Genomic DNA, 19,593 nt, shown 5'->3' with positions numbered 1-19,593 from the left:
CGGATATCACGTTACCTGTAGGCCGGATAAGGCGTTAGCCGCCATCCGGCAAAATCGTTTAAAGCGGTGAATCCTGGCTGATTTCATCTAATGAAAGGTGAAAGCTTGGGACAAACACGTCCATAAAGTAGTCCATCTCTTCGCTGCGTCGTGACTCCAGCGTTTTTTCCAGACGTGTTTTCGCCAGCAGAAATTCGTTGTTACCGGCGGAGAGTTCTTCCAGGCACTTCAGATACGCGCACAGGGCATCGGCCTGTTTAACAATCGATCTTTCTTCTTCACTCAAGGCATGTTCATCAATGAGCGGTGCAAAAATATCGCGCAACTCATCGGGAACCATATCGACCAGTTTTTGCTGGGCAATTTTCTCTATCGCTTTATATTCCTGAGCAATCTGCGAGTTGAAATATTTCACTGGGGTAGGGAGATCGCCGGTTAACACCTCTGACGCATCGTGATACATCGCCAGCAGGGCAATACGCTCAGCATTTACCTGACCACCAAATTTACGGTTTTTGATCGCGGCCAGCGCATGAGCAACCATGGCAACCTGCAGACTGTGTTCGGACACGTTTTCGGTGCGCACGTTGCGCATCAGCGGCCAGCGGTTAATGAGTTTCAGACGGGAGAGGTGGGCAAAAAAGTGGCTCTGCTTCATAACGACCCTTACTCAGTGACTTCAGTAACGGTATTTTGCGCAGAGAGTGCTACCGGATGCAAACCCGGTAGCACTTTGCGTGGTTACAGCTGGCGATACCCTGACAGGAAACGCTCAAATTTACTCAACGACATTTCGATATCATCAATTCGCGGCAGCGTAACGATGCGGAAATGATCCGGCCACGGCCAGTTGAATGCTGTCCCCTGGACCAGCAGTACTTTTTCCTGCAACAGGAAGTCGAGCACCATCTTCTGGTCGTCATGAATATTGAAGCGCTTGGCGTCAATTTTCGGGAACATATACAGTGCACCGCGCGGTTTTACGCAAGAGACGCCAGGGATATCATTGAGCAGTTCCCAGGCGCGGTTACGTTGCTCATACAGACGTCCGCCAGGCATGATGAATTCGCTGATGCTCTGATATCCACCCAGCGCGGTCTGAATGGCATGTTGTGCCGGGACATTCGCACACAGGCGCATAGAAGCCAGCATCTCAAGGCCTTCGATATACCCTTTGGCATGTTTCTTCGGTCCGTTCAGTACCATCCAGCCCTGACGGAAACCGGCAACACGATAGGTTTTTGACAGGCCGTTAAAGGTAATAGTCAGCAGATCCGGGGCCATTGCCGCAATCGAGTGGTGCTCGGCGTCATCGTAGAGAATTTTGTCGTAAATCTCATCTGCAAAGATGATGAGGTTGTTCTGACGAGCAATCTCAACAATCTCCATCAGCAGCTCTTTAGAATAAACAGCGCCGGTTGGGTTGTTGGGGTTGATGATGACGATCCCACGCGTACGCGGCGTAATTTTGGCGCGGATATCATCCAGGTCCGGGAACCAGTCTGACGATTCATCACACAGGTAGTGCACGGCATTACCACCAGAGAGCGAAACCGCCGCCGTCCACAGTGGATAATCAGGTGCAGGAACCAGCATTTCGTCCCCACTGTTCAGCAATGCCTGCATGGCCTGCACAATCAATTCGGATACGCCGTTACCGATATAGATATCTTCTACGGTTACATCGCGCATCCCGCGGGCCTGGTAATGCTGCATGATTGCTTTGCGGGCTGAATAAAGGCCTTTGGAATCGCAATATCCTTGCGCAGTTGGCAAATTGCGGATCACATCCACTAAAATTTCATCTGGTGCTTCAAACCCGAAAGGCGCAGGGTTGCCGATGTTCAGTTTCAGAACTTTGTTGCCTTCTTCTTCCAGGCGCTTTGCTTCCTTCAGAACCGGGCCGCGAATGTCATAACAGACGTTTTCTAATTTGCTGGATTTTTCAATGGGGGACATGAACGTTGACCTTTTTAGCTGTGAATGCCACTCCCTGCCGTGGAAGTCAGCCCAGCACAATGTACTCCCACGACGGTGAGTTTTGAAGGGTCTTTAGTAGAAGATTTTGGAAAGCAGGAGGATGATAATTAACTTTTAATAACTAAATTATACAATTATTACAGTGTAATAATCTGGATTGTTGTGTTTTTTTATGATTTATGTTTTGCTTTGTTGGTATTGGTATGGTGATTTGTCTGGTCGAAAAAAGTTAGCCCTATAAAACAAAATGCAGCCGATATCTGTGCGATACGGCGCGATTCGAAAATACTGAGGTTTCATCCACGAATTCTGTTATCGGTCTGATCCCTACGTGATGCGGTGTGAATCCATTGTTAAGCATAATTAATGAATTGAGAGATTCTTAATTAATTATTATTTATTATTTAAACGACATCGAATTGATTGGGCTAATAATACGAAAACCGTTGTACTGACATAACACCAATTCGCCCGGAATTATTCGCAATAACACTTATAAATATAGTGGTTTTAGGTTAAGATAACTCCTATGAAATGGTGTGTAGTACGAGTTTTACGATAATTCAAATGTTTGTTGGTTGTTCATAACATACTGAAAAGTTAGTTTTTAATGTGTAAATTATTGTTCGTTAACTATTTTTTAAATTTACAAAATTTACATGTTTTCCATTAGTCAGAATCATCCGGCAGCTAAAAATACGGCTCTTTCTCGTTGCTATATTCCGATGAATATCACGGGTTTTAAAATAGCTCAGAAAGAGCATTGTTTCGTTTGTTAAACCAAATACATCCTTATTTTCACTTGGTTACACTAAGGAAGGTGCGAATAAGCAGGTCATTTCTTCCCAAGCTGACTCGCTGATTAAAATTTCGCGGATCTGGGCCGATTTTTTTCCCGCAAACACATCGAATCAGCCTATTTAGGCTATTTTTTCCACCATTTCTGGCGTTATTTCCGGTTTTTACTGAGATCTCTCCCACTGACGTATCATTTGGTCCACCCGAAACAGGTTGGCCAGGGTGAATAACATCGCCAGTTGGTTATCGTTTTTCAGCAGCCCCTTGTATCTGGCTTTCACGAAGCCGAACTGCCGCTTGATGATGCGAAACGGGTGCTCCACCCTGGCACGGATGCTGGCTTTCATGTATTCGATGTTGATGGCCGTTTTGTTCTTGCGCGGATGCTGCTTCAAGGTTTTTACCTTGCCGGGACGCTCGGCGATCAGCCAGTCCACATCCACCTCGGCCAGCTCCTCGCGCTGTGGCGCTCCTTGGTAGCCGGCATCGGCTGAGACAAATTGCTCCTCTCCATGAAGCAGATTACCCAGCTGATTGAGGTCATGCTCGTTGGCCGCGGTGGTGACCAGGCTGTGGGTCAGGCCACTCTTGGCATCGACACCAATGTGGGCCTTCATGCCAAAGTGCCACTGATTGCCTTTCTTGGTCTGATGCATCTCCGGATCGCGTTGCTGCTCTTTGTTCTTGGTAGAGCTGGGTGCCTCAATGATGGTGGCATCCACCAAAGTGCCTTGGGTCATCATGACGCCTGCTTCGGCCAGCCAGCGATTGATGGTCTTGAACAATTGACGGGCCAGTTGATGCTGCTCGAGCAGGTGGCGGAAATTCATGATGGTGGTGCGATCCGGCAGGGCGCTATCCAGGGATAATCGGGCAAACAGGCGCATGGAGGCGATTTCGTACAGGGCATCTTCCATGGCACCGTCGCTCAGGTTGTACCAATGCTGCATGCAGTGAATACGCAGCATGGTCTCCAGCGGATAGGGCCGTCGGCCATTGCCCGCCTTGGGATAAAACGGCTCGATGACAGCGGTCATATTCTGCCATGGCAGAATCTGCTCCATGCGGGAGAGGAAAATCTCTTTTCGGGTCTGACGGCGCTTAGTGCTGAATTCACTATCGGCGAAGGTGAGTTGATGGCTCATGATGTCCCTCTGGGATGCGCTCCGGATGAATATGATGATCTCATATCAGGAACTTGTTCGCACCTTCCCTAAAACTTAACAAAATCAGCAGGTAAAAAAACAGACTGACAATAGGGTGAAAAATAATCAGCCGCGTTGCTAAATGTTTCCATGTTAAAAAACTAGAGAAATTGTTGCTGTTTTTTATGGTGAATTAACAAAAGCGTGTCACAGATCAAGAAAATACTCCCATTTAGGGGGAGGCATCTGGGTGAATTCCTGTCAAAATAGACGTGTATTATCTTTTTTACTTCACTACGGACACGATTCAACAACATTAAAAATGACCGATGATGCAATCGAAATGGGTCTAAAGAGCACTTTATGTTAATGAAGTTGGAGTAGTGTAAAATAATGTGAGGAAACTTTTGTTAAAGTTGACAAAAGGTTATAGAAAGGAGTAAAAAACCCCATCAATTAGCTGTATAAAATGATTTTTCACAGTGATTGTAAGGTTTTTTTTATTCCTCCCCATGAATCGATGTGGCGTTCATCTGCCGAAAAGAGCAGAGAATTTGGCGCTACTTTTGATGAGTAAGCAATGAGTATGTCAACATCCACTGAAATCATCGCTCATCACTGGGCATTCGCTATCTTTCTTATCGTTGCCATTGGCCTGTGCTGCCTGATGCTCGTCGGCGGCTGGTTTTTAGGGGGTCGCGCACGCGCGAGATCTAAAAACGTGCCGTTTGAATCAGGTATCGACTCGGTCGGCACCGCCCGCCTGCGCCTGTCTGCCAAGTTTTATCTGGTAGCCATGTTCTTCGTTATCTTCGACGTTGAAGCGCTGTATCTGTTCGCATGGTCAACTTCTATCCGTGAAAGCGGTTGGATTGGCTTTGTGGAAGCTGCAATTTTTATTTTTGTGTTACTGGCAGGTCTGGTTTATCTGGTGCGTATTGGCGCGCTGGACTGGACGCCCGCGCGTTCACGCCGCGAGCGTATGAACCCGGAAACGAACAGTATCGCTAATCGTCAACGCTAACCGCGAGGCATTAAGATGGATTATACGCTCACCCGCATAGATCCTAACGGTGAGAACGACCGTTACCCCCTGCAAAAACAGGAGATCGTAACCGACCCCCTGGAACAAGAAGTTAACAAAAACGTGTTCATGGGCAAACTGCATGACATGGTTAACTGGGGCCGTAAAAACTCAATTTGGCCATATAACTTTGGCCTTTCCTGCTGCTACGTTGAGATGGTGACCTCGTTTACCGCCGTGCACGATGTGGCCCGTTTTGGTGCGGAAGTACTGCGTGCATCGCCGCGTCAGGCTGATCTGATGGTCGTAGCCGGAACCTGCTTTACCAAAATGGCGCCAGTTATTCAGCGCCTCTACGATCAGATGCTGGAACCGAAATGGGTTATTTCCATGGGCGCATGCGCCAACTCCGGCGGGATGTACGACATCTATTCTGTGGTGCAGGGCGTTGATAAATTTATTCCGGTCGATGTGTACATCCCGGGATGTCCGCCGCGCCCAGAAGCGTATATGCAGGCTCTGATGCTGCTGCAAGATTCCATTGGCAAAGAACGCCGTCCGCTCTCCTGGGTGGTTGGCGATCAGGGCGTTTATCGCGCCAATATGCAGTCAGAACGCGAGCGTAAACGCGGCGAACGTATTGCTGTAACGAATCTTCGTACACCAGACGAGATTTAATTTGCGCCTGTCGGCAGCAGCACTTCCTTCGCTTATCACTACATAAATAGCGCGAAGCACTGCCGACCACCACGGACCATTTGCAATGGTGAACAATATGACCGACTTAACCGCGCAAGACGCCGCATGGCAAACACGGGATCACCTTGATGACCCGGTCATTGGCGAACTGCGCAACCGTTTTGGGCCGGATGCCTTTACCGTTCAGGCGACTCGCACCGGGGTACCCGTTGTTTGGGTCAAGCGTGAACAATTACTGGAAGTTGGCGATTTCTTAAAGAGACTGCCGAAACCTTACGTCATGCTGTTTGACTTACACGGCATGGACGAACGTCTGCGTACGCACCGCGAAGGGTTACCCGCCGCGGATTTTTCCGTTTTCTATCACCTGATCTCCATTGAACGCAATCGCGATATCATGCTCAAGGTGGCTTTGTCTGAAAACGATCTGCGCGTACCGACTTTCACCAAACTGTTCCCGAACGCCAACTGGTATGAGCGTGAAACATGGGAAATGTTTGGCATCGATATCGAAGGTCACCCGCACCTGACGCGTCTGCTGATGCCGCATACCTGGGAAGGCCATCCGCTGCGTAAAGACTACCCGGCGCGTGCAACCGAATTCGATCCGTTTGAGCTTACTAAAGCCAAACAGGATCTGGAAATGGAAGCGCTGACCTTCAAACCTGAAGATTGGGGCATGAAGCGTAGCACCGAAAATGAGGACTTCATGTTCCTCAACCTCGGTCCTAACCACCCGTCTTCCCACGGTGCGTTCCGTATTGTGCTGCAGCTTGATGGCGAAGAAATCGTCGACTGCGTACCTGACATCGGCTACCACCACCGTGGCGCTGAAAAGATGGGCGAACGTCAGTCCTGGCACAGCTACATTCCGTACACCGACCGTATCGAGTACCTCGGCGGCTGCGTTAACGAAATGCCTTACGTACTGGCGGTTGAGAAACTGGCAGGCATCACCACGCCGGATCGCGTCAACGTGATTCGCGTCATGCTGTCTGAACTATTCCGTATCAACAGTCATCTGCTGTACATCTCCACGTTCATTCAGGACGTCGGCGCGATGACCCCGGTATTCTTCGCCTTTACCGACCGTCAGAAAATCTACGACGTCGTGGAAGCGATCACCGGTTTCCGTATGCACCCGGCCTGGTTCCGTATCGGCGGTGTGGCACACGATCTGCCGCGCGGTTGGGACAAACTGCTGCGTGATTTCCTCGACTGGATGCCAAAACGTCTGGATTCTTACGAGAAAGCCGCGCTGCGTAACACTATCCTGAAAGGCCGTTCGCAGGGTGTTGCCGCTTACGGTAAGAAAGAAGCGCTGGACTGGGGTTGTACCGGTGCTGCGCTGCGTGCGACCGGTATTGATTTCGACGTGCGTAAAGCGCGTCCGTACTCTGGCTATGAAAACTTTGACTTTGAGGTCCCGGTTGGCGGCGGTGTGTCCGACTGCTATACCCGCGTGATGCTGAAAGTTGAAGAGCTGCGCCAGAGTCTGCGCATCCTTGAGCAGTGCCTCAATAACATGCCGGAAGGCCCGTTCAAAGCGGATCACCCGCTGACGACGCCGCCACCGAAAGAGCGCACGCTGCAACATATCGAAACCCTTATCACCCACTTCCTGCAGGTTTCGTGGGGTCCGGTTATGCCGGCAAACGAGTCCTTCCAGATGGTGGAAGCGACCAAGGGTATCAACAGTTACTACCTGACCAGCGATGGCAGCACCATGAGTTACCGTACCCGTATCCGTACCCCGAGCTATGCGCACCTGCAGCAGATCCCGGTAGCGGTACGTGGCAGCCTGGTGTCCGACCTGATCGTCCATCTGGGTAGTATCGATTTTGTTATGTCAGATGTGGACCGCTAATTATGCACGAGAATCAACAACCACAAACCGAGGCTTTTGAGCTGAGTGCGGCTGAGCGTGAAGCGATTGAGCACGAGAAGCACCACTACGAAGACCCGCGTGCGGCGTCCATTGAAGCGCTGAAAATCGTTCAGAAACAGCGTGGCTGGGTGCCGGATGGGGCGATCTATGCGATCGCTGATGTGCTGGGTATTCCGGCAAGCGACGTAGAAGGTGTTGCTACGTTTTATAGCCAGATCTTCCGCCAGCCGGTAGGTCGCCACGTGATCCGCTATTGCGACAGCGTGGTGTGCCATATCAACGGCTACCAGGGGATCCAGGCCGCGCTTGAGAAAAAACTCAACATCAAGCCGGGGCAGACGACTTTTGATGGTCGCTTTACGCTGCTGCCGACCTGTTGCCTGGGGAACTGCGACAAAGGGCCAAACATGATGATCGATGAGGATACTCATGCTCATCTGACCCCGGAAGGCATTCCTGAACTGCTGGAGCGGTATAAATGAAAGACATTATCCGTACTCCCGAAACCCATCCGCTGACCTGGCGTCTGCGTGATGACAAACAGCCGGTCTGGCTGGATGAATACCGTAGCAAGAACGGCTACGAAGGTGCGCGTAAGGCCCTGACCGGGCTGTCACCGGATGAAATCGTTAATCAGGTAAAAGACGCTGGCCTGAAAGGGCGCGGCGGCGCGGGCTTTTCCACCGGTCTGAAGTGGAGTCTGATGCCGAAAGACGAATCCATGAACATCCGTTACCTGCTGTGTAACGCCGATGAAATGGAGCCGGGCACCTATAAAGACCGTCTGCTGATGGAACAGCTGCCGCACCTGCTGGTGGAAGGCATGCTGATTTCCGCGTTTGCGCTGAAAGCGTACCGTGGTTACATCTTCCTGCGCGGTGAATATATCGAAGCAGCCGTGCATCTGCGTCGCGCTATCGCCGAAGCGACCGAAGCCGGTCTGCTAGGCAAAAACATTATGGGCACCGGTTTCGACTTCGAACTGTTTGTCCACACTGGGGCAGGGCGTTACATCTGCGGTGAAGAAACCGCGCTGATCAACTCCCTCGAAGGTCGCCGTGCTAACCCACGCTCCAAGCCGCCGTTCCCGGCAAGCTCTGGCGCATGGGGTAAGCCGACCTGCGTAAACAACGTCGAAACCCTGTGTAACGTACCGGCTATCCTCGCGAACGGCGTGGAGTGGTACCAGAACATTTCGAAGAGCAAAGACGCGGGCACCAAGCTGATGGGCTTCTCCGGTCGTGTGAAGAACCCTGGCCTGTGGGAACTGCCTTTCGGTACTACCGCGCGTGAGATCCTCGAAGATTACGCGGGCGGCATGCGCGATGGCCTGAAGTTCAAAGCCTGGCAACCTGGTGGCGCGGGGACTGACTTCCTGACCGAAGCACACCTCGATCTGCCGATGGAATTCGAAAGCATTGGTAAAGCAGGTAGCCGTCTGGGCACCGCGCTGGCAATGGCTGTCGATCACGAGATTGGCATGGTTCCTCTGGTGCGTAACCTCGAAGAGTTCTTTGCCCGCGAGTCCTGTGGCTGGTGTACGCCGTGCCGTGATGGTCTGCCGTGGAGTGTGAAAATTCTGCGCGCGCTTGAGCGTGGCGAAGGCCAGCCTGGGGATATCGAAACACTTGAGCAACTGTGTCGTTTCCTCGGCCCGGGTAAAACCTTCTGTGCACACGCACCGGGTGCAGTGGAACCGCTGCAGAGCGCCATTAAATATTTCCGCGAAGAATTCGAAGCTGGCATCAAGCAGACCTTCAGCAATACCCACGCTATTGGTGGTATTCAGCCGAACCTGCTGAAAGAGCGCTGGTGATCACAGGGTTAGCCCTGTGTCGCGATAAGAAATTCGATTAACGCTCGGTTACGACCGAGCCAACTGGAAGCATGCTGACTATGGCTACGATTCATGTAGACGGCAAAGAATATGAGGTCAACGGAGCGGACAACCTGCTGGAAGCTTGTCTGTCTCTTGGCCTTGATATTCCGTACTTTTGCTGGCACCCGGCGCTGGGAAGCGTCGGTGCTTGCCGCCAGTGTGCGGTGAAGCAATATCAGAACGCGGAAGACACGCGTGGTCGCCTGGTGATGTCTTGTATGACACCGGCCACCGAAGGCACCTTTATTTCTATTGATGACGAAGAAGCGAAGCAGTTCCGCGAAAGCGTCGTGGAGTGGTTGATGACTAACCACCCGCACGACTGTCCGGTCTGTGAAGAGGGCGGCAACTGCCACCTGCAGGATATGACCGTCATGACCGGTCACAGCTTCCGTCGCTACCGCTTCACGAAGCGTACTCACCGTAACCAGGACCTGGGGCCGTTCATCTCTCACGAAATGAACCGCTGCATCGCCTGCTATCGCTGTGTACGTTACTACAAAGATTACGCCGATGGTGCGGATCTGGGCGTGTATGGCGCACATGACAACGTCTACTTCGGTCGTCCGGAAGACGGTACGCTCGAAAGCGAATTCTCTGGCAACCTGGTCGAAATTTGTCCAACCGGCGTCTTCACCGATAAAACGCACTCCGAGCGTTATAACCGTAAATGGGACATGCAGTTTGCGCCGAGCATCTGCCAGCAGTGTTCCATCGGCTGTAACACCAGCCCGGGCGAGCGCTACGGTGAACTGCGTCGTATCGAAAACCGTTATAACGGTACCGTTAACCACTACTTCCTCTGCGACCGTGGTCGTTTCGGCTATGGTTACGTGAACCTGAAAGACCGTCCGCGTCAGCCGGTACAGCGTCGTGGCGATGACCTGATCACGCTGAACGCCGAGCAGGCGATGCAGGGCGCGGCAGATATTCTGCGTCAGTCGAAGAAAGTGATTGGTATCGGCTCCCCGCGCGCCAGCGTTGAAAGTAACTTCGCGCTGCGTGAACTGGTCGGTGCGGATAACTTCTATACCGGTATCGCTCAGGGCGAACTGGATCGTCTGCAACTGGCGTTGAGCGTACTGCGTGACGGCGGGATTCATACTCCGGCACTGCGCGAAATCGAATCTTATGATGCGGTTCTGGTGCTGGGCGAAGATGTCACCCAGACCGGCGCACGCGTTGCGCTGGCGGTGCGTCAGGCGGTGAAAGGTAAAGCGCGTGAAATGGCGGCGGCACAGAAAGTGGCTGACTGGCAGATCGCAGCAATCCTTAATATCGGCCAGCGTGCTAAGCATCCGCTATTCGTTACCAACGTCGATAACACCCGTCTGGACGATATCGCCGCTTGGACCTATCGTGCACCGGTTGAAGATCAGGCGCGTTTAGGTTTCGCTATCGCCCACGCGCTGGATAACAACGCGCCGGCGGTTGACGGTATCGACCGTGACCTGCAGAACAAAATTGACGTTATCGTTCAGGCACTAGCCGGGGCGAAGAAACCACTGATTATTTCCGGCACCAACGCCGGTAGCGCCGAAGTGATTCAGGCGGCTGCCAACGTGGCGAAGGCGCTGAAAGGCCGTGGCGCAGACGTTGGCATCACCATGATTGCTCGCTCGGTTAACAGCATGGGCCTCGGCATGATTGGCGGTGGTTCCCTTGACGATGCGCTGACCGAGCTGGAAACAGGCCGCGCTGACGCCGTTGTGGTGCTGGAAAATGACCTGCATCGCCATGCTTCAGCCGCTCGCGTTGATGCCGCGCTGGCGAAAGCGCCGCTGGTACTGGTCGTTGACCATCAGCGTACGGCAATTATGGAAAACGCCCATCTGGTGCTTTCCGCTGCAAGCTTCGCCGAAAGCGATGGTACGGTGATTAACAACGAAGGCCGCGCCCAGCGTTTCTTCCAGGTCTATGATCCATCCTACTACGACAGCAACACCGTAATGCTGGAAAGCTGGCGCTGGCTGCACTCGCTGCACAGCACCGTGCAGAGCCGTGAAGTGGACTGGACGCAGCTCGACCACGTTATCGACGCGGTTGTTGAGAAGTTGCCGCAGCTGGCGGGCATTAAAGATGCCGCGCCGGACGCAAGCTTCCGTATCCGTGGACAGAAGCTGGCGCGTGAACCGCACCGCTACAGTGGGCGTACCGCAATGCGCGCCAACATCAGCGTACACGAACCGCGTCAACCGCAGGACAAAGACACCATGTTCGCTTTCTCTATGGAAGGGAACAACCAGCCGTCTGCACCGCGTTCACAAATTCCGTTTGCCTGGGCTCCGGGCTGGAACTCCCCACAGGCGTGGAACAAGTTCCAGGATGAAGTGGGCGGTAAACTGCGTCATGGCGATCCGGGCGTGCGCCTGATCGAAGCTTCTGCGGATGGTATGGATTACTTCACTACCGTTCCGGCGAGCTTCCATGCTCAGGATGGTCAGTGGCGTGTCGCGCCGTACTACCATCTGTTTGGCAGTGACGAAATGTCCCAGCGTGCGCCGGTCTTCCAGACCCGTATGCCGCAGCCGTACATCAAACTCAACCCGGCTGATGCCGCGAAGTTGGGTGTTAATGCCGGTACGCGCGTTTCTTTCAGCTACGATGGCAACACGGTTACGCTGCCGGTTGAAATCTCTGAAGGATTAACGGCAGGGCAGGTTGGTTTACCGATGGGCATGCCTGGCATCGCGCCGGTTCTGGCAGGTGCGCGTCTTGAGGATCTGCAGGAGGCACAACAATGAGTTGGATTACACCCGATCTGATTGAGATCCTGCTGAGCATTCTCAAAGCGGTGGTGATCCTGCTGGTGGTGGTCACCTGCGGGGCATTCATGAGCTTTGGCGAACGTCGTCTGCTGGGTCTGTTCCAGAACCGTTACGGACCGAACCGTGTTGGCTGGGGCGGTTCGCTCCAGCTGGTTGCGGACATGATCAAGATGTTCTTTAAAGAAGACTGGATCCCGAAATTCTCGGATCGCGTCATCTTTACCCTGGCACCGATGATCGCCTTCACCTCGCTGCTGCTGGCTTTCGCCATCGTGCCGGTGAGTCCGAACTGGGTGGTTGCTGACCTGAACATCGGGATCCTGTTCTTCCTGATGATGGCGGGCCTCGCGGTATACGCGGTGCTGTTCGCCGGCTGGTCCAGTAACAACAAATACTCCCTGCTCGGTGCGATGCGTGCGTCTGCGCAGACCCTAAGCTACGAAGTGTTCCTCGGACTTTCCCTGATGGGCGTGGTGGCGCAGGCCGGTTCATTTAACATGACTGACATCGTCAACAACCAGGCTGATATCTGGAACGTTATTCCGCAGTTCTTTGGTTTTGTCACCTTTGCCATCGCGGGCGTGGCGGTGTGTCACCGTCACCCGTTTGACCAGCCAGAAGCCGAGCAGGAACTGGCCGACGGTTACCACATTGAATATTCCGGTATGAAATTCGGTCTGTTCTTCGTGGGTGAATACATCGGTATCGTCACCATTTCTGCACTGATGGTTACCCTGTTCTTCGGTGGCTGGCATGGCCCGTTCTTACCGCCATTCGTCTGGTTCGCGCTGAAAACCGCGTTCTTCATGATGATGTTCATTTTGATTCGTGCGTCGTTACCGCGTCCTCGTTATGACCAGGTAATGTCCTTCGGCTGGAAAGTCTGTCTGCCGCTGACGCTCGTCAACTTGCTGGTAACGGCGGCTGTCATTCTCTGGCAGGCGCAATAAGGGACACAAAGACCATGACCTTAAAAGAATTGTTCGTAGGTTTCGGCACCCAGGTACGCAGTATCTGGATGATCGGCCTGCATGCGTTCGCGAAACGCGAAACGCAGATGTACCCGGAAGAGCCGGTCTATCTACCGCCCCGTTTTCGTGGTCGTATCGTTCTGACTCGTGATCCAGACGGTGAAGAGCGCTGCGTTGCCTGTAACCTGTGTGCGGTAGCGTGTCCGGTAGGCTGTATCTCTTTGCAAAAAGCAGAGACCAAAGATGGCCGCTGGTATCCGGAGTTTTTCCGCATTAACTTCTCACGCTGCATTTTCTGCGGCCTGTGCGAAGAAGCCTGTCCGACAACGGCTATTCAGCTGACTCCAGATTTCGAGCTGGGTGAGTACAAGCGCCAGGACCTGGTTTACGAGAAAGAGGATCTGCTGATCTCCGGTCCGGGCAAATACCCGGAATATAACTTCTACCGGATGGCAGGTATGGCAATCGACGGCAAAGATAAGGGCGAAGCAGAGAACGAAGCCAAGCCTATCGACGTCAAGAGCCTGTTACCGTAAGGAGAGGGGCAATGGAGTTCGCTTTTTATATCTGTGGCCTGATAGCCATTCTCGCAACCTTGCGGGTGATCACCCACACCAATCCGGTACACGCACTGCTGTATCTGATTATTTCGCTGCTGGCGATTTCCGGGGTGTTCTTCTCGTTAGGCGCTTACTTCGCTGGTGCGCTGGAAATTATCGTCTACGCGGGCGCTATCATGGTGCTGTTCGTATTCGTGGTAATGATGCTCAACCTCGGTGGTTCTGAAATTGAACAGGAACGCCAGTGGCTGAAACCTCAGGTGTGGATTGGTCCGGCGATTCTGTCGGCCATCATGCTGGTGGTCATTGTTTACGCCATTCTGGGCGTAAACGATCAGGGCATCGACGGGACGCCAATTAGCGCGAAAGCAGTCGGTATTTCCCTGTTCGGACCGTATGTACTGGCGGTCGAACTGGCTTCGATGCTGCTGCTGGCGGGCCTGGTTGTGGCCTTCCACGTGGGGCGCGAAGAGCGTTCAGGTGAAGTGCTGAGCAATCGCACTGATGACCGCGCGAAAAGAAAAACGGAGGAGCACGCATGATCCCCTTACAACATGGACTGATCCTCGCTGCGATTTTATTCGTCCTGGGTTTGACCGGTCTGGTTATCCGCCGCAATCTGCTGTTTATGCTGATCGGGCTGGAAATCATGATTAACGCCTCCGCGCTGGCCTTTGTGGTCGCCGGAAGCTACTGGGGCCAGACCGATGGTCAGGTGATGTACATTCTCGCCATCAGCCTTGCGGCTGCGGAAGCGAGCATTGGACTTGCGCTGTTGCTGCAACTTCATCGCCGTCGCCAGAACCTGAACATCGATTCAGTAAGTGAGATGCGTGGATGAACATGCTTGCCTTAACCATTATTCTGCCATTTATTGGCTTTGTATTACTGGCGTTTTCCCGTGGTCGTTGGTCAGAAAATCTGTCCGCTACCGTGGGTGTCGGGTCGATTGGTCTGGCCGCGCTGGTGACTGCGTTTGTTGGCGTTGATTTCTTTGCCAATGGCCAGCAGGCTTATAGCCAGCCGCTGTGGACCTGGATGTCAGTCGGCGACTTCAACATCGGTTTTAACCTGGTGCTGGATGGCCTGTCGCTGACTATGCTCTCCGTGGTGACCGGCGTTGGTTTCCTGATCCACATGTTCGCCTCCTGGTATATGCGCGGAGAAGAGGGCTATTCTCGTTTCTTCGCCTACACCAACCTGTTTATCGCCAGCATGGTGGTTCTGGTGCTGGCGGATAACCTGCTGCTGATGTACCTCGGCTGGGAAGGCGTGGGCCTGTGCTCCTATCTGCTGATTGGTTTCTACTATACCGATCCGAAGAATGGCGCTGCGGCAATGAAAGCCTTCGTGGTAACCCGTGTTGGTGACGTATTCCTGGCGTTCGCGCTGTTCATCCTCTACAACGAGCTGGGCACGCTGAACTTCCGCGAAATGGTGGAACTGGCGCCTGCGCACTTTGCAGATGGTAACAACATGCTGATGTGGGCAACCCTGATGCTGCTGGGCGGTGCGGTCGGTAAATCTGCGCAGTTGCCGTTGCAAACATGGCTTGCTGATGCGATGGCCGGCCCGACGCCTGTCTCTGCGCTTATCCACGCTGCGACGATGGTTACCGCCGGTGTCTACCTGATTGCACGTACGCACGGCCTGTTCCTGATGACCCCAGAAATCCTGCACCTGGTGGGGATTATCGGTGCCATCACTCTGGTGCTGGCGGGTTTTGCTGCGCTGGTACAGACCGACATCAAACGCGTTCTTGCGTACTCCACCATGAGCCAGATTGGTTATATGTTCCTGGCTCTCGGTGTACAGGCGTGGGATGCGGCGATTTTCCACCTGATGACGCACGCCTTCTTTAAAGCGCTGCTGTTCCTGGCATCCGGCTCGGTTATCCTGGCTTGCCACCACGAACAGAACATCTTCAAGATGGGCGGACTGCGTAAGTCAATTCCGCTGGTGTATCTCTGCTTCCTGATCGGTGGCGCGGCGCTGTCGGCTCTGCCGCTGATTACCGCTGGCTTCTTCAGTAAGGATGAGATTCTGGCCGGTGCAATGGCGAATGGTCATATTAATCTGATGGTTGCAGGTCTGGTCGGTGCGTTCATGACCTCTCTGTACACCTTCCGTATGATTTTCATCGTGTTCCACGGTAAAGAACAAATTCACGCTCATGCAGGGAAGGGGATTACCCATCATCTGCCGCTGATTGTGCTGATGATCCTGTCCACCTTCGTTGGCGCGCTGATTGTGCCGCCGCTGCAGGGTGTACTGCCTGCGACGACCGAGCTTGAGCATGGTCGCGTTATGACGCTGGAAATTACCTCCGGTATCGTAGCGATTGCGGGCATCCTGATCGCAGCATGGCTGTGGCTGGGTAAACGCCAGCTTGTGACATCGATTGCCAACAGTGCGCCGGGCCGCCTGCTGGGTACCTGGTGGTATAACGCCTGGGGCTTCGACTGGCTGTACGACAAAGTGTTCGTCAAGCCGTTCCTGGGTGTTGCCTGGTTGCTGAAACGCGATCCGCTCAACTCAATGATGAACATTCCGGCGATCCTTTCCCGCTTTGCAGGTAAAGGCCTGCTGTTGAGCGAGAACGGTTATCTGCGCTGGTATGTCGCATCAATGAGCATCGGCGCCGTCGTTGTGCTGGCACTGTTGATGGTACTGCGTTGAGTTTGAGGATTGTGGGGTTGATGTCGGATGGCGCTCGCGCTTATCCGACCTACGGGAATCTGTAGGCCCGGTAAGCGTTCGCGCCACCGGGCAAAAAAAGCCGCAATCCGAAGTGAATTTTCTGTTTGAGAATTCGTTGAAAATCAGGTCCTGATGGGACTTTAACAAGGAATAAAGATCGCCATGTTACTACCCTGGCTAATATTAATTCCCTTTATCGGTGGCTTCCTGTGCTGGCAGACCGAACGCTTTGGCGTGAAGGTGCCGCGCTGGATCGCGCTGATTACCATGGGATTGACGCTGGCGCTTGGCCTGCAACTGTGGTTGCAGGGCGGCTATTCACTGACGCAATCCGCTGGCATTCCGCAGTGGCAGTCTGAGTTTGTCCTGCCGTGGATCCCACGTTTTGGCATCTCTATTCATCTGGCTATCGACGGTCTGTCGCTGCTGATGGTAGTGCTGACCGGTCTGCTCGGTGTTCTGGCGGTACTTTGCTCCTGGAATGAAATCGAAAAATACCAGGGCTTCTTCCATCTGAACCTGATGTGGATCTTAGGCGGCGTGATCGGCGTGTTCCTTGCCATCGACATGTTCCTGTTCTTCTTCTTCTGGGAAATGATGCTGGTGCCGATGTACTTCCTGATCGCGTTGTGGGGGCATAAAGCCTCTGACGGTAAAACGCGTATCACGGCGGCGACCAAGTTCTTCATTTATACCCAGGCGAGTGGTCTGGTGATGTTGATTGCCATCCTGGCGCTGGTGTTTGTGCACTATAAAGCGACCGGTGTGTGGACCTTCAACTATGAAGAGTTGCTGAATACCCCGATGTCCCACGGTGTGGAATATCTGCTGATGCTGGGCTTCTTCATCGCCTTCGCGGTGAAAATGCCGGTGGTTCCGCTGCACGGCTGGTTGCCGGATGCACACTCCCAGGCGCCGACCGCAGGTTCCGTTGACCTGGCGGGGATTTTGCTGAAAACCGCAGCCTACGGTCTGCTGCGCTTCTCCCTGCCGCTGTTCCCGAACGCGTCGGCGGAGTTTGCACCTATCGCAATGTGGCTGGGCGTTATCGGTATCTTCTACGGCGCGTGGATGGCCTTTAATCAGTACGATATCAAACGCCTGATCGCTTACACCTCCGTATCGCACATGGGCTTCGTACTGATTGCTATCTACACCGGCAGCCAGCTGGCTTACCAGGGTGCGGTTATTCAGATGATCGCGCACGGTCTGTCCGCAGCCGGTCTGTTCATTCTGTGTGGTCAGCTGTACGAACGTCTGCACACGCGTGATATGCGTATGATGGGCGGCCTGTGGGGCAAAATGAAATGGTTGCCTGCGCTGTCAATGTTCTTCGCCGTGTGTACGCTGGGTATGCCGGGTACAGGTAACTTCGTTGGCGAATTTATGATTCTGTTCGGCAGCTACCAGGTGGTTCCGGTCATTACCGTGATCTCGACCTTTGGTCTGGTGTTTGCCTCTGTTTACTCGCTGGCGATGTTGCATCGCGCTTACTTCGGTAAAGCGAAGAGCCAGATTGCCAGTGTTGAACTGCCAGGGATGTCGCTGCGTGAGCTGTTTATCATCCTGTTGCTGGTCGTGCTTCTGGTACTGCTTGGCTTCTATCCGCAGCCGATTCTGGATACCTCGCATTCTGCGATGAGCAACATCCAGCAGTGGTTTGTTAATTCCGTTACTACTACAAGGCCGTAAATCGCCATGACAATAACTCCACAACACCTGATTGCGCTGCTACCGCTGCTGATCGTCGGCTTGACGGTGGTGGTTGTGATGCTCTCCATTGCGTGGCGACGCAATCACTTCCTCAATGCCACGTTATCGGTCATTGGGCTTAACGCCGCGCTGGTTTCGCTCTGGTTTGTTGGCCAGGCGGGCGCCATGGACGTCACCCCGCTGATGCGGGTTGACGGTTTCGCCATGCTCTACACCGGACTGGTGCTGCTGGCCAGTCTTGCCACCTGTACCTTTGCTTACCCGTGGCTGGAAGGCTACGACGACAACCGGGAAGAGTTCTACCTGTTGGTACTGATTGCCGCACTCGGCGGTATTCTGCTGGCTAACGCTAACCATCTGGCGGCGCTGTTCCTTGGTATTGAGCTGATCTCTCTGCCGCTGTTTGGTCTGGTTGGCTATGCGTTCCGTCAGAAACGTTCGCTGGAAGCCAGTATCAAATACACCATTCTGTCTGCCGCAGCGTCTTCCTTCCTGCTGTTCGGTATGGCGCTGGTGTACGCGCAGTCTGGCAATCTGTCGTTTGTTGCGCTCGGTAAGAGCCTCGGCGACGGCATGCTGCACGAACCGCTGCTGCTGGCGGGCTTCGGTCTGATGATTGTTGGCCTCGGCTTTAAACTTTCGCTGGTTCCGTTCCACCTGTGGACGCCAGACGTTTACCAGGGCGCTCCGGCTCCGGTTTCCACCTTCCTGGCGATGGCGAGCAAAATCGCTATCTTCGGCGTGGTGATGCGTCTGTTCCTGTACGCACCGGTAGGGGATAGTGAAGCGGTACGTATTGTACTGGGCGTGATTGCCTTTGCTTCCATCATCTTCGGTAACCTGATGGCGCTGAGCCAGACCAATATTAAACGTCTGCTCGGTTACTCTTCGATCTCTCATCTCGGCTACCTGCTGGTGGCGCTGATTGCTCTGCAGAGCGGCGAGATGTCGATGGAAGCGGTTGGCGTTTACCTGGCCGGTTACCTGTTCAGCAGCCTCGGCGCGTTCGGTGTGGTCAGCCTGATGTCCAGCCCGTACCGTGGCCCGGATGCGGACTCCCTGTTCTCCTACCGTGGTCTGTTCTGGCATCGTCCGATCCTCGCGGCAGTGATGACGGTAATGATGCTGTCTCTGGCCGGTATCCCGATGACGCTGGGCTTTATCGGTAAGTTCTACGTACTGGCAGTCGGTGTGCAGGCTAACCTGTGGTGGCTGGTTGCCGCTGTGGTGGTCGGTTCGGCGATTGGTTTGTACTACTACCTGCGTGTTGCCGTGAGCCTGTACCTGAGCGCACCGCAACAGCTGAACCGCGATGCGCCGTCTAACTGGCAGTACAGCGCGGGCGGTATCGTGGTGCTGATTTCTGCCCTGCTGGTACTGGTGCTGGGTATTTACCCGCAACCGCTGATCAGCATTGTGCAGTTAGCGACTCCGCTGATGTAAGGCTACATGCAGTAACGAAAAAACC

17 protein-coding genes are annotated in these 19,593 nt (G+C 53.6%); 13 read left to right on the top strand and 4 right to left on the bottom strand.

The window, feature by feature from the left end; all coding sequences use genetic code 11:
- Positions 1-58: 58 nt before the first annotated feature.
- From yfbR to E6P06_RS19585, 4 genes are all read right to left on the bottom strand, one after another.
- A complete protein-coding gene (gene yfbR, locus E6P06_RS19595; protein ID WP_003028083.1) occupies positions 59-658 on the bottom strand; it encodes a 5'-deoxynucleotidase in 600 nt (199 codons plus the stop codon).
- Between the two features lie 83 nt (positions 659-741).
- Complete coding sequence (gene alaA / locus E6P06_RS19590; protein ID WP_003028082.1) at positions 742-1,959, bottom strand: alanine transaminase AlaA; 1,218 nt, start codon at positions 1,957-1,959, stop codon at positions 742-744.
- An 819-nt stretch (positions 1,960-2,778) separates the two neighbouring features.
- Positions 2,779-2,961: a hypothetical protein gene (locus E6P06_RS28280; protein ID WP_353622354.1), complete on the bottom strand. Its 183-nt coding sequence runs from the start codon at positions 2,959-2,961 to the stop codon at positions 2,779-2,781.
- Positions 2,943-3,923 carry an IS5-like element ISKpn26 family transposase gene (locus E6P06_RS19585; RefSeq protein ID WP_000019445.1) on the bottom strand — a complete coding sequence of 327 codons (981 nt, stop codon included), beginning with the start codon at positions 3,921-3,923 and terminating at the stop codon, positions 2,943-2,945. Before E6P06_RS19585 ends, E6P06_RS28280 begins: the two co-directional genes overlap by 19 nt.
- Before the next feature lie 580 nt (positions 3,924-4,503).
- Between E6P06_RS19585 and nuoA the strand changes: the two genes are divergently transcribed.
- The 13 genes from nuoA to nuoN all read left to right on the top strand — a co-directional run bounded on the left by nuoA (position 4,504) and on the right by nuoN (position 19,568).
- Positions 4,504-4,947, top strand: a complete 444-nt coding sequence (gene nuoA, locus E6P06_RS19580; RefSeq protein ID WP_003028077.1) for an NADH-quinone oxidoreductase subunit NuoA — start codon at positions 4,504-4,506, stop codon at positions 4,945-4,947.
- Positions 4,948-4,962: 15 nt separating this feature from the next.
- The gene (gene nuoB / locus E6P06_RS19575) at positions 4,963-5,625 is read left to right on the top strand and encodes an NADH-quinone oxidoreductase subunit NuoB (protein ID WP_003028075.1); all 663 of its coding nucleotides are present in this window, start codon (positions 4,963-4,965) and stop codon (positions 5,623-5,625) included.
- A gap of 85 nt (positions 5,626-5,710) precedes the next feature.
- The gene (nuoC, locus tag E6P06_RS19570; RefSeq protein WP_003028072.1) at positions 5,711-7,513 is read left to right on the top strand and encodes an NADH-quinone oxidoreductase subunit C/D; all 1,803 of its coding nucleotides are present in this window, start codon (positions 5,711-5,713) and stop codon (positions 7,511-7,513) included.
- A gap of 2 nt (positions 7,514-7,515) precedes the next feature.
- On the top strand, positions 7,516-8,016 hold the full coding sequence (nuoE, locus tag E6P06_RS19565; protein WP_003028069.1) for an NADH-quinone oxidoreductase subunit NuoE: 501 nt from the start codon (positions 7,516-7,518) through the stop codon (positions 8,014-8,016).
- On the top strand, positions 8,013-9,350 hold the full coding sequence (gene nuoF, locus E6P06_RS19560) for an NADH-quinone oxidoreductase subunit NuoF (protein WP_003839356.1): 1,338 nt from the start codon (positions 8,013-8,015) through the stop codon (positions 9,348-9,350). The genes nuoE and nuoF overlap by 4 nt, the downstream gene beginning before the upstream one ends.
- Positions 9,351-9,430: 80 nt before the next feature.
- Positions 9,431-12,157, top strand: coding sequence for an NADH-quinone oxidoreductase subunit NuoG (gene nuoG / locus E6P06_RS19555; protein ID WP_139935598.1), 2,727 nt, complete (start codon positions 9,431-9,433; stop codon positions 12,155-12,157).
- Positions 12,154-13,131 (top strand): NADH-quinone oxidoreductase subunit NuoH, encoded by a 978-nt coding sequence (nuoH, locus tag E6P06_RS19550; protein ID WP_003028063.1) that lies wholly within the window; start codon positions 12,154-12,156, stop codon positions 13,129-13,131. The genes nuoG and nuoH overlap by 4 nt, the downstream gene beginning before the upstream one ends.
- A gap of 14 nt (positions 13,132-13,145) precedes the next feature.
- A complete protein-coding gene (gene nuoI, locus E6P06_RS19545; RefSeq protein WP_003028062.1) occupies positions 13,146-13,688 on the top strand; it encodes an NADH-quinone oxidoreductase subunit NuoI in 543 nt (180 codons plus the stop codon).
- Positions 13,689-13,699: 11 nt separating this feature from the next.
- Positions 13,700-14,254: an NADH-quinone oxidoreductase subunit J gene (nuoJ, locus tag E6P06_RS19540; protein WP_003028059.1), complete on the top strand. Its 555-nt coding sequence runs from the start codon at positions 13,700-13,702 to the stop codon at positions 14,252-14,254.
- Positions 14,251-14,553: an NADH-quinone oxidoreductase subunit NuoK gene (gene nuoK, locus E6P06_RS19535; RefSeq protein WP_000612644.1), complete on the top strand. Its 303-nt coding sequence runs from the start codon at positions 14,251-14,253 to the stop codon at positions 14,551-14,553. The genes nuoJ and nuoK overlap by 4 nt, the downstream gene beginning before the upstream one ends.
- Complete coding sequence (nuoL, locus tag E6P06_RS19530) at positions 14,550-16,391, top strand: NADH-quinone oxidoreductase subunit L (protein ID WP_003027695.1); 1,842 nt, start codon at positions 14,550-14,552, stop codon at positions 16,389-16,391. Before nuoK ends, nuoL begins: the two co-directional genes overlap by 4 nt.
- Before the next feature lie 183 nt (positions 16,392-16,574).
- Positions 16,575-18,104, top strand: a complete 1,530-nt coding sequence (gene nuoM, locus E6P06_RS19525; RefSeq protein ID WP_003027692.1) for an NADH-quinone oxidoreductase subunit M — start codon at positions 16,575-16,577, stop codon at positions 18,102-18,104.
- A 6-nt stretch (positions 18,105-18,110) separates the two neighbouring features.
- A complete protein-coding gene (gene nuoN / locus E6P06_RS19520; protein ID WP_139935597.1) occupies positions 18,111-19,568 on the top strand; it encodes an NADH-quinone oxidoreductase subunit NuoN in 1,458 nt (485 codons plus the stop codon).
- Positions 19,569-19,593: the final 25 nt, after the last annotated feature.

Origin of the sequence: Citrobacter sp. CF971 (assembly GCF_006385635.1) — a bacterium.
Lineage (GTDB): Bacteria > Pseudomonadota > Gammaproteobacteria > Enterobacterales > Enterobacteriaceae > Citrobacter > Citrobacter freundii.
This window is presented reverse-complemented; position numbering and strand designations above follow the sequence as displayed.

Coding starts and splice junctions, on each gene's coding strand:
- nuoK (WP_000612644.1), top strand. CDS start 14,251: ATGATCCCCTTACAACATGGACTGATCCTCGCTGCGATTTTATTCGTC.
- nuoH (WP_003028063.1), top strand. CDS start 12,154: ATGAGTTGGATTACACCCGATCTGATTGAGATCCTGCTGAGCATTCTC.
- nuoC (WP_003028072.1), top strand. CDS start 5,711: ATGGTGAACAATATGACCGACTTAACCGCGCAAGACGCCGCATGGCAA.
- nuoL (WP_003027695.1), top strand. CDS start 14,550: ATGAACATGCTTGCCTTAACCATTATTCTGCCATTTATTGGCTTTGTA.
- nuoM (WP_003027692.1), top strand. CDS start 16,575: ATGTTACTACCCTGGCTAATATTAATTCCCTTTATCGGTGGCTTCCTG.
- nuoE (WP_003028069.1), top strand. CDS start 7,516: ATGCACGAGAATCAACAACCACAAACCGAGGCTTTTGAGCTGAGTGCG.
- nuoN (WP_139935597.1), top strand. CDS start 18,111: ATGACAATAACTCCACAACACCTGATTGCGCTGCTACCGCTGCTGATC.
- nuoB (WP_003028075.1), top strand. CDS start 4,963: ATGGATTATACGCTCACCCGCATAGATCCTAACGGTGAGAACGACCGT.
- nuoJ (WP_003028059.1), top strand. CDS start 13,700: ATGGAGTTCGCTTTTTATATCTGTGGCCTGATAGCCATTCTCGCAACC.
- nuoI (WP_003028062.1), top strand. CDS start 13,146: ATGACCTTAAAAGAATTGTTCGTAGGTTTCGGCACCCAGGTACGCAGT.
- alaA (WP_003028082.1), bottom strand. CDS start 1,959: ATGTCCCCCATTGAAAAATCCAGCAAATTAGAAAACGTCTGTTATGAC.
- E6P06_RS19585 (WP_000019445.1), bottom strand. CDS start 3,923: ATGAGCCATCAACTCACCTTCGCCGATAGTGAATTCAGCACTAAGCGC.
- yfbR (WP_003028083.1), bottom strand. CDS start 658: ATGAAGCAGAGCCACTTTTTTGCCCACCTCTCCCGTCTGAAACTCATT.
- nuoA (WP_003028077.1), top strand. CDS start 4,504: ATGAGTATGTCAACATCCACTGAAATCATCGCTCATCACTGGGCATTC.
- nuoG (WP_139935598.1), top strand. CDS start 9,431: ATGGCTACGATTCATGTAGACGGCAAAGAATATGAGGTCAACGGAGCG.
- nuoF (WP_003839356.1), top strand. CDS start 8,013: ATGAAAGACATTATCCGTACTCCCGAAACCCATCCGCTGACCTGGCGT.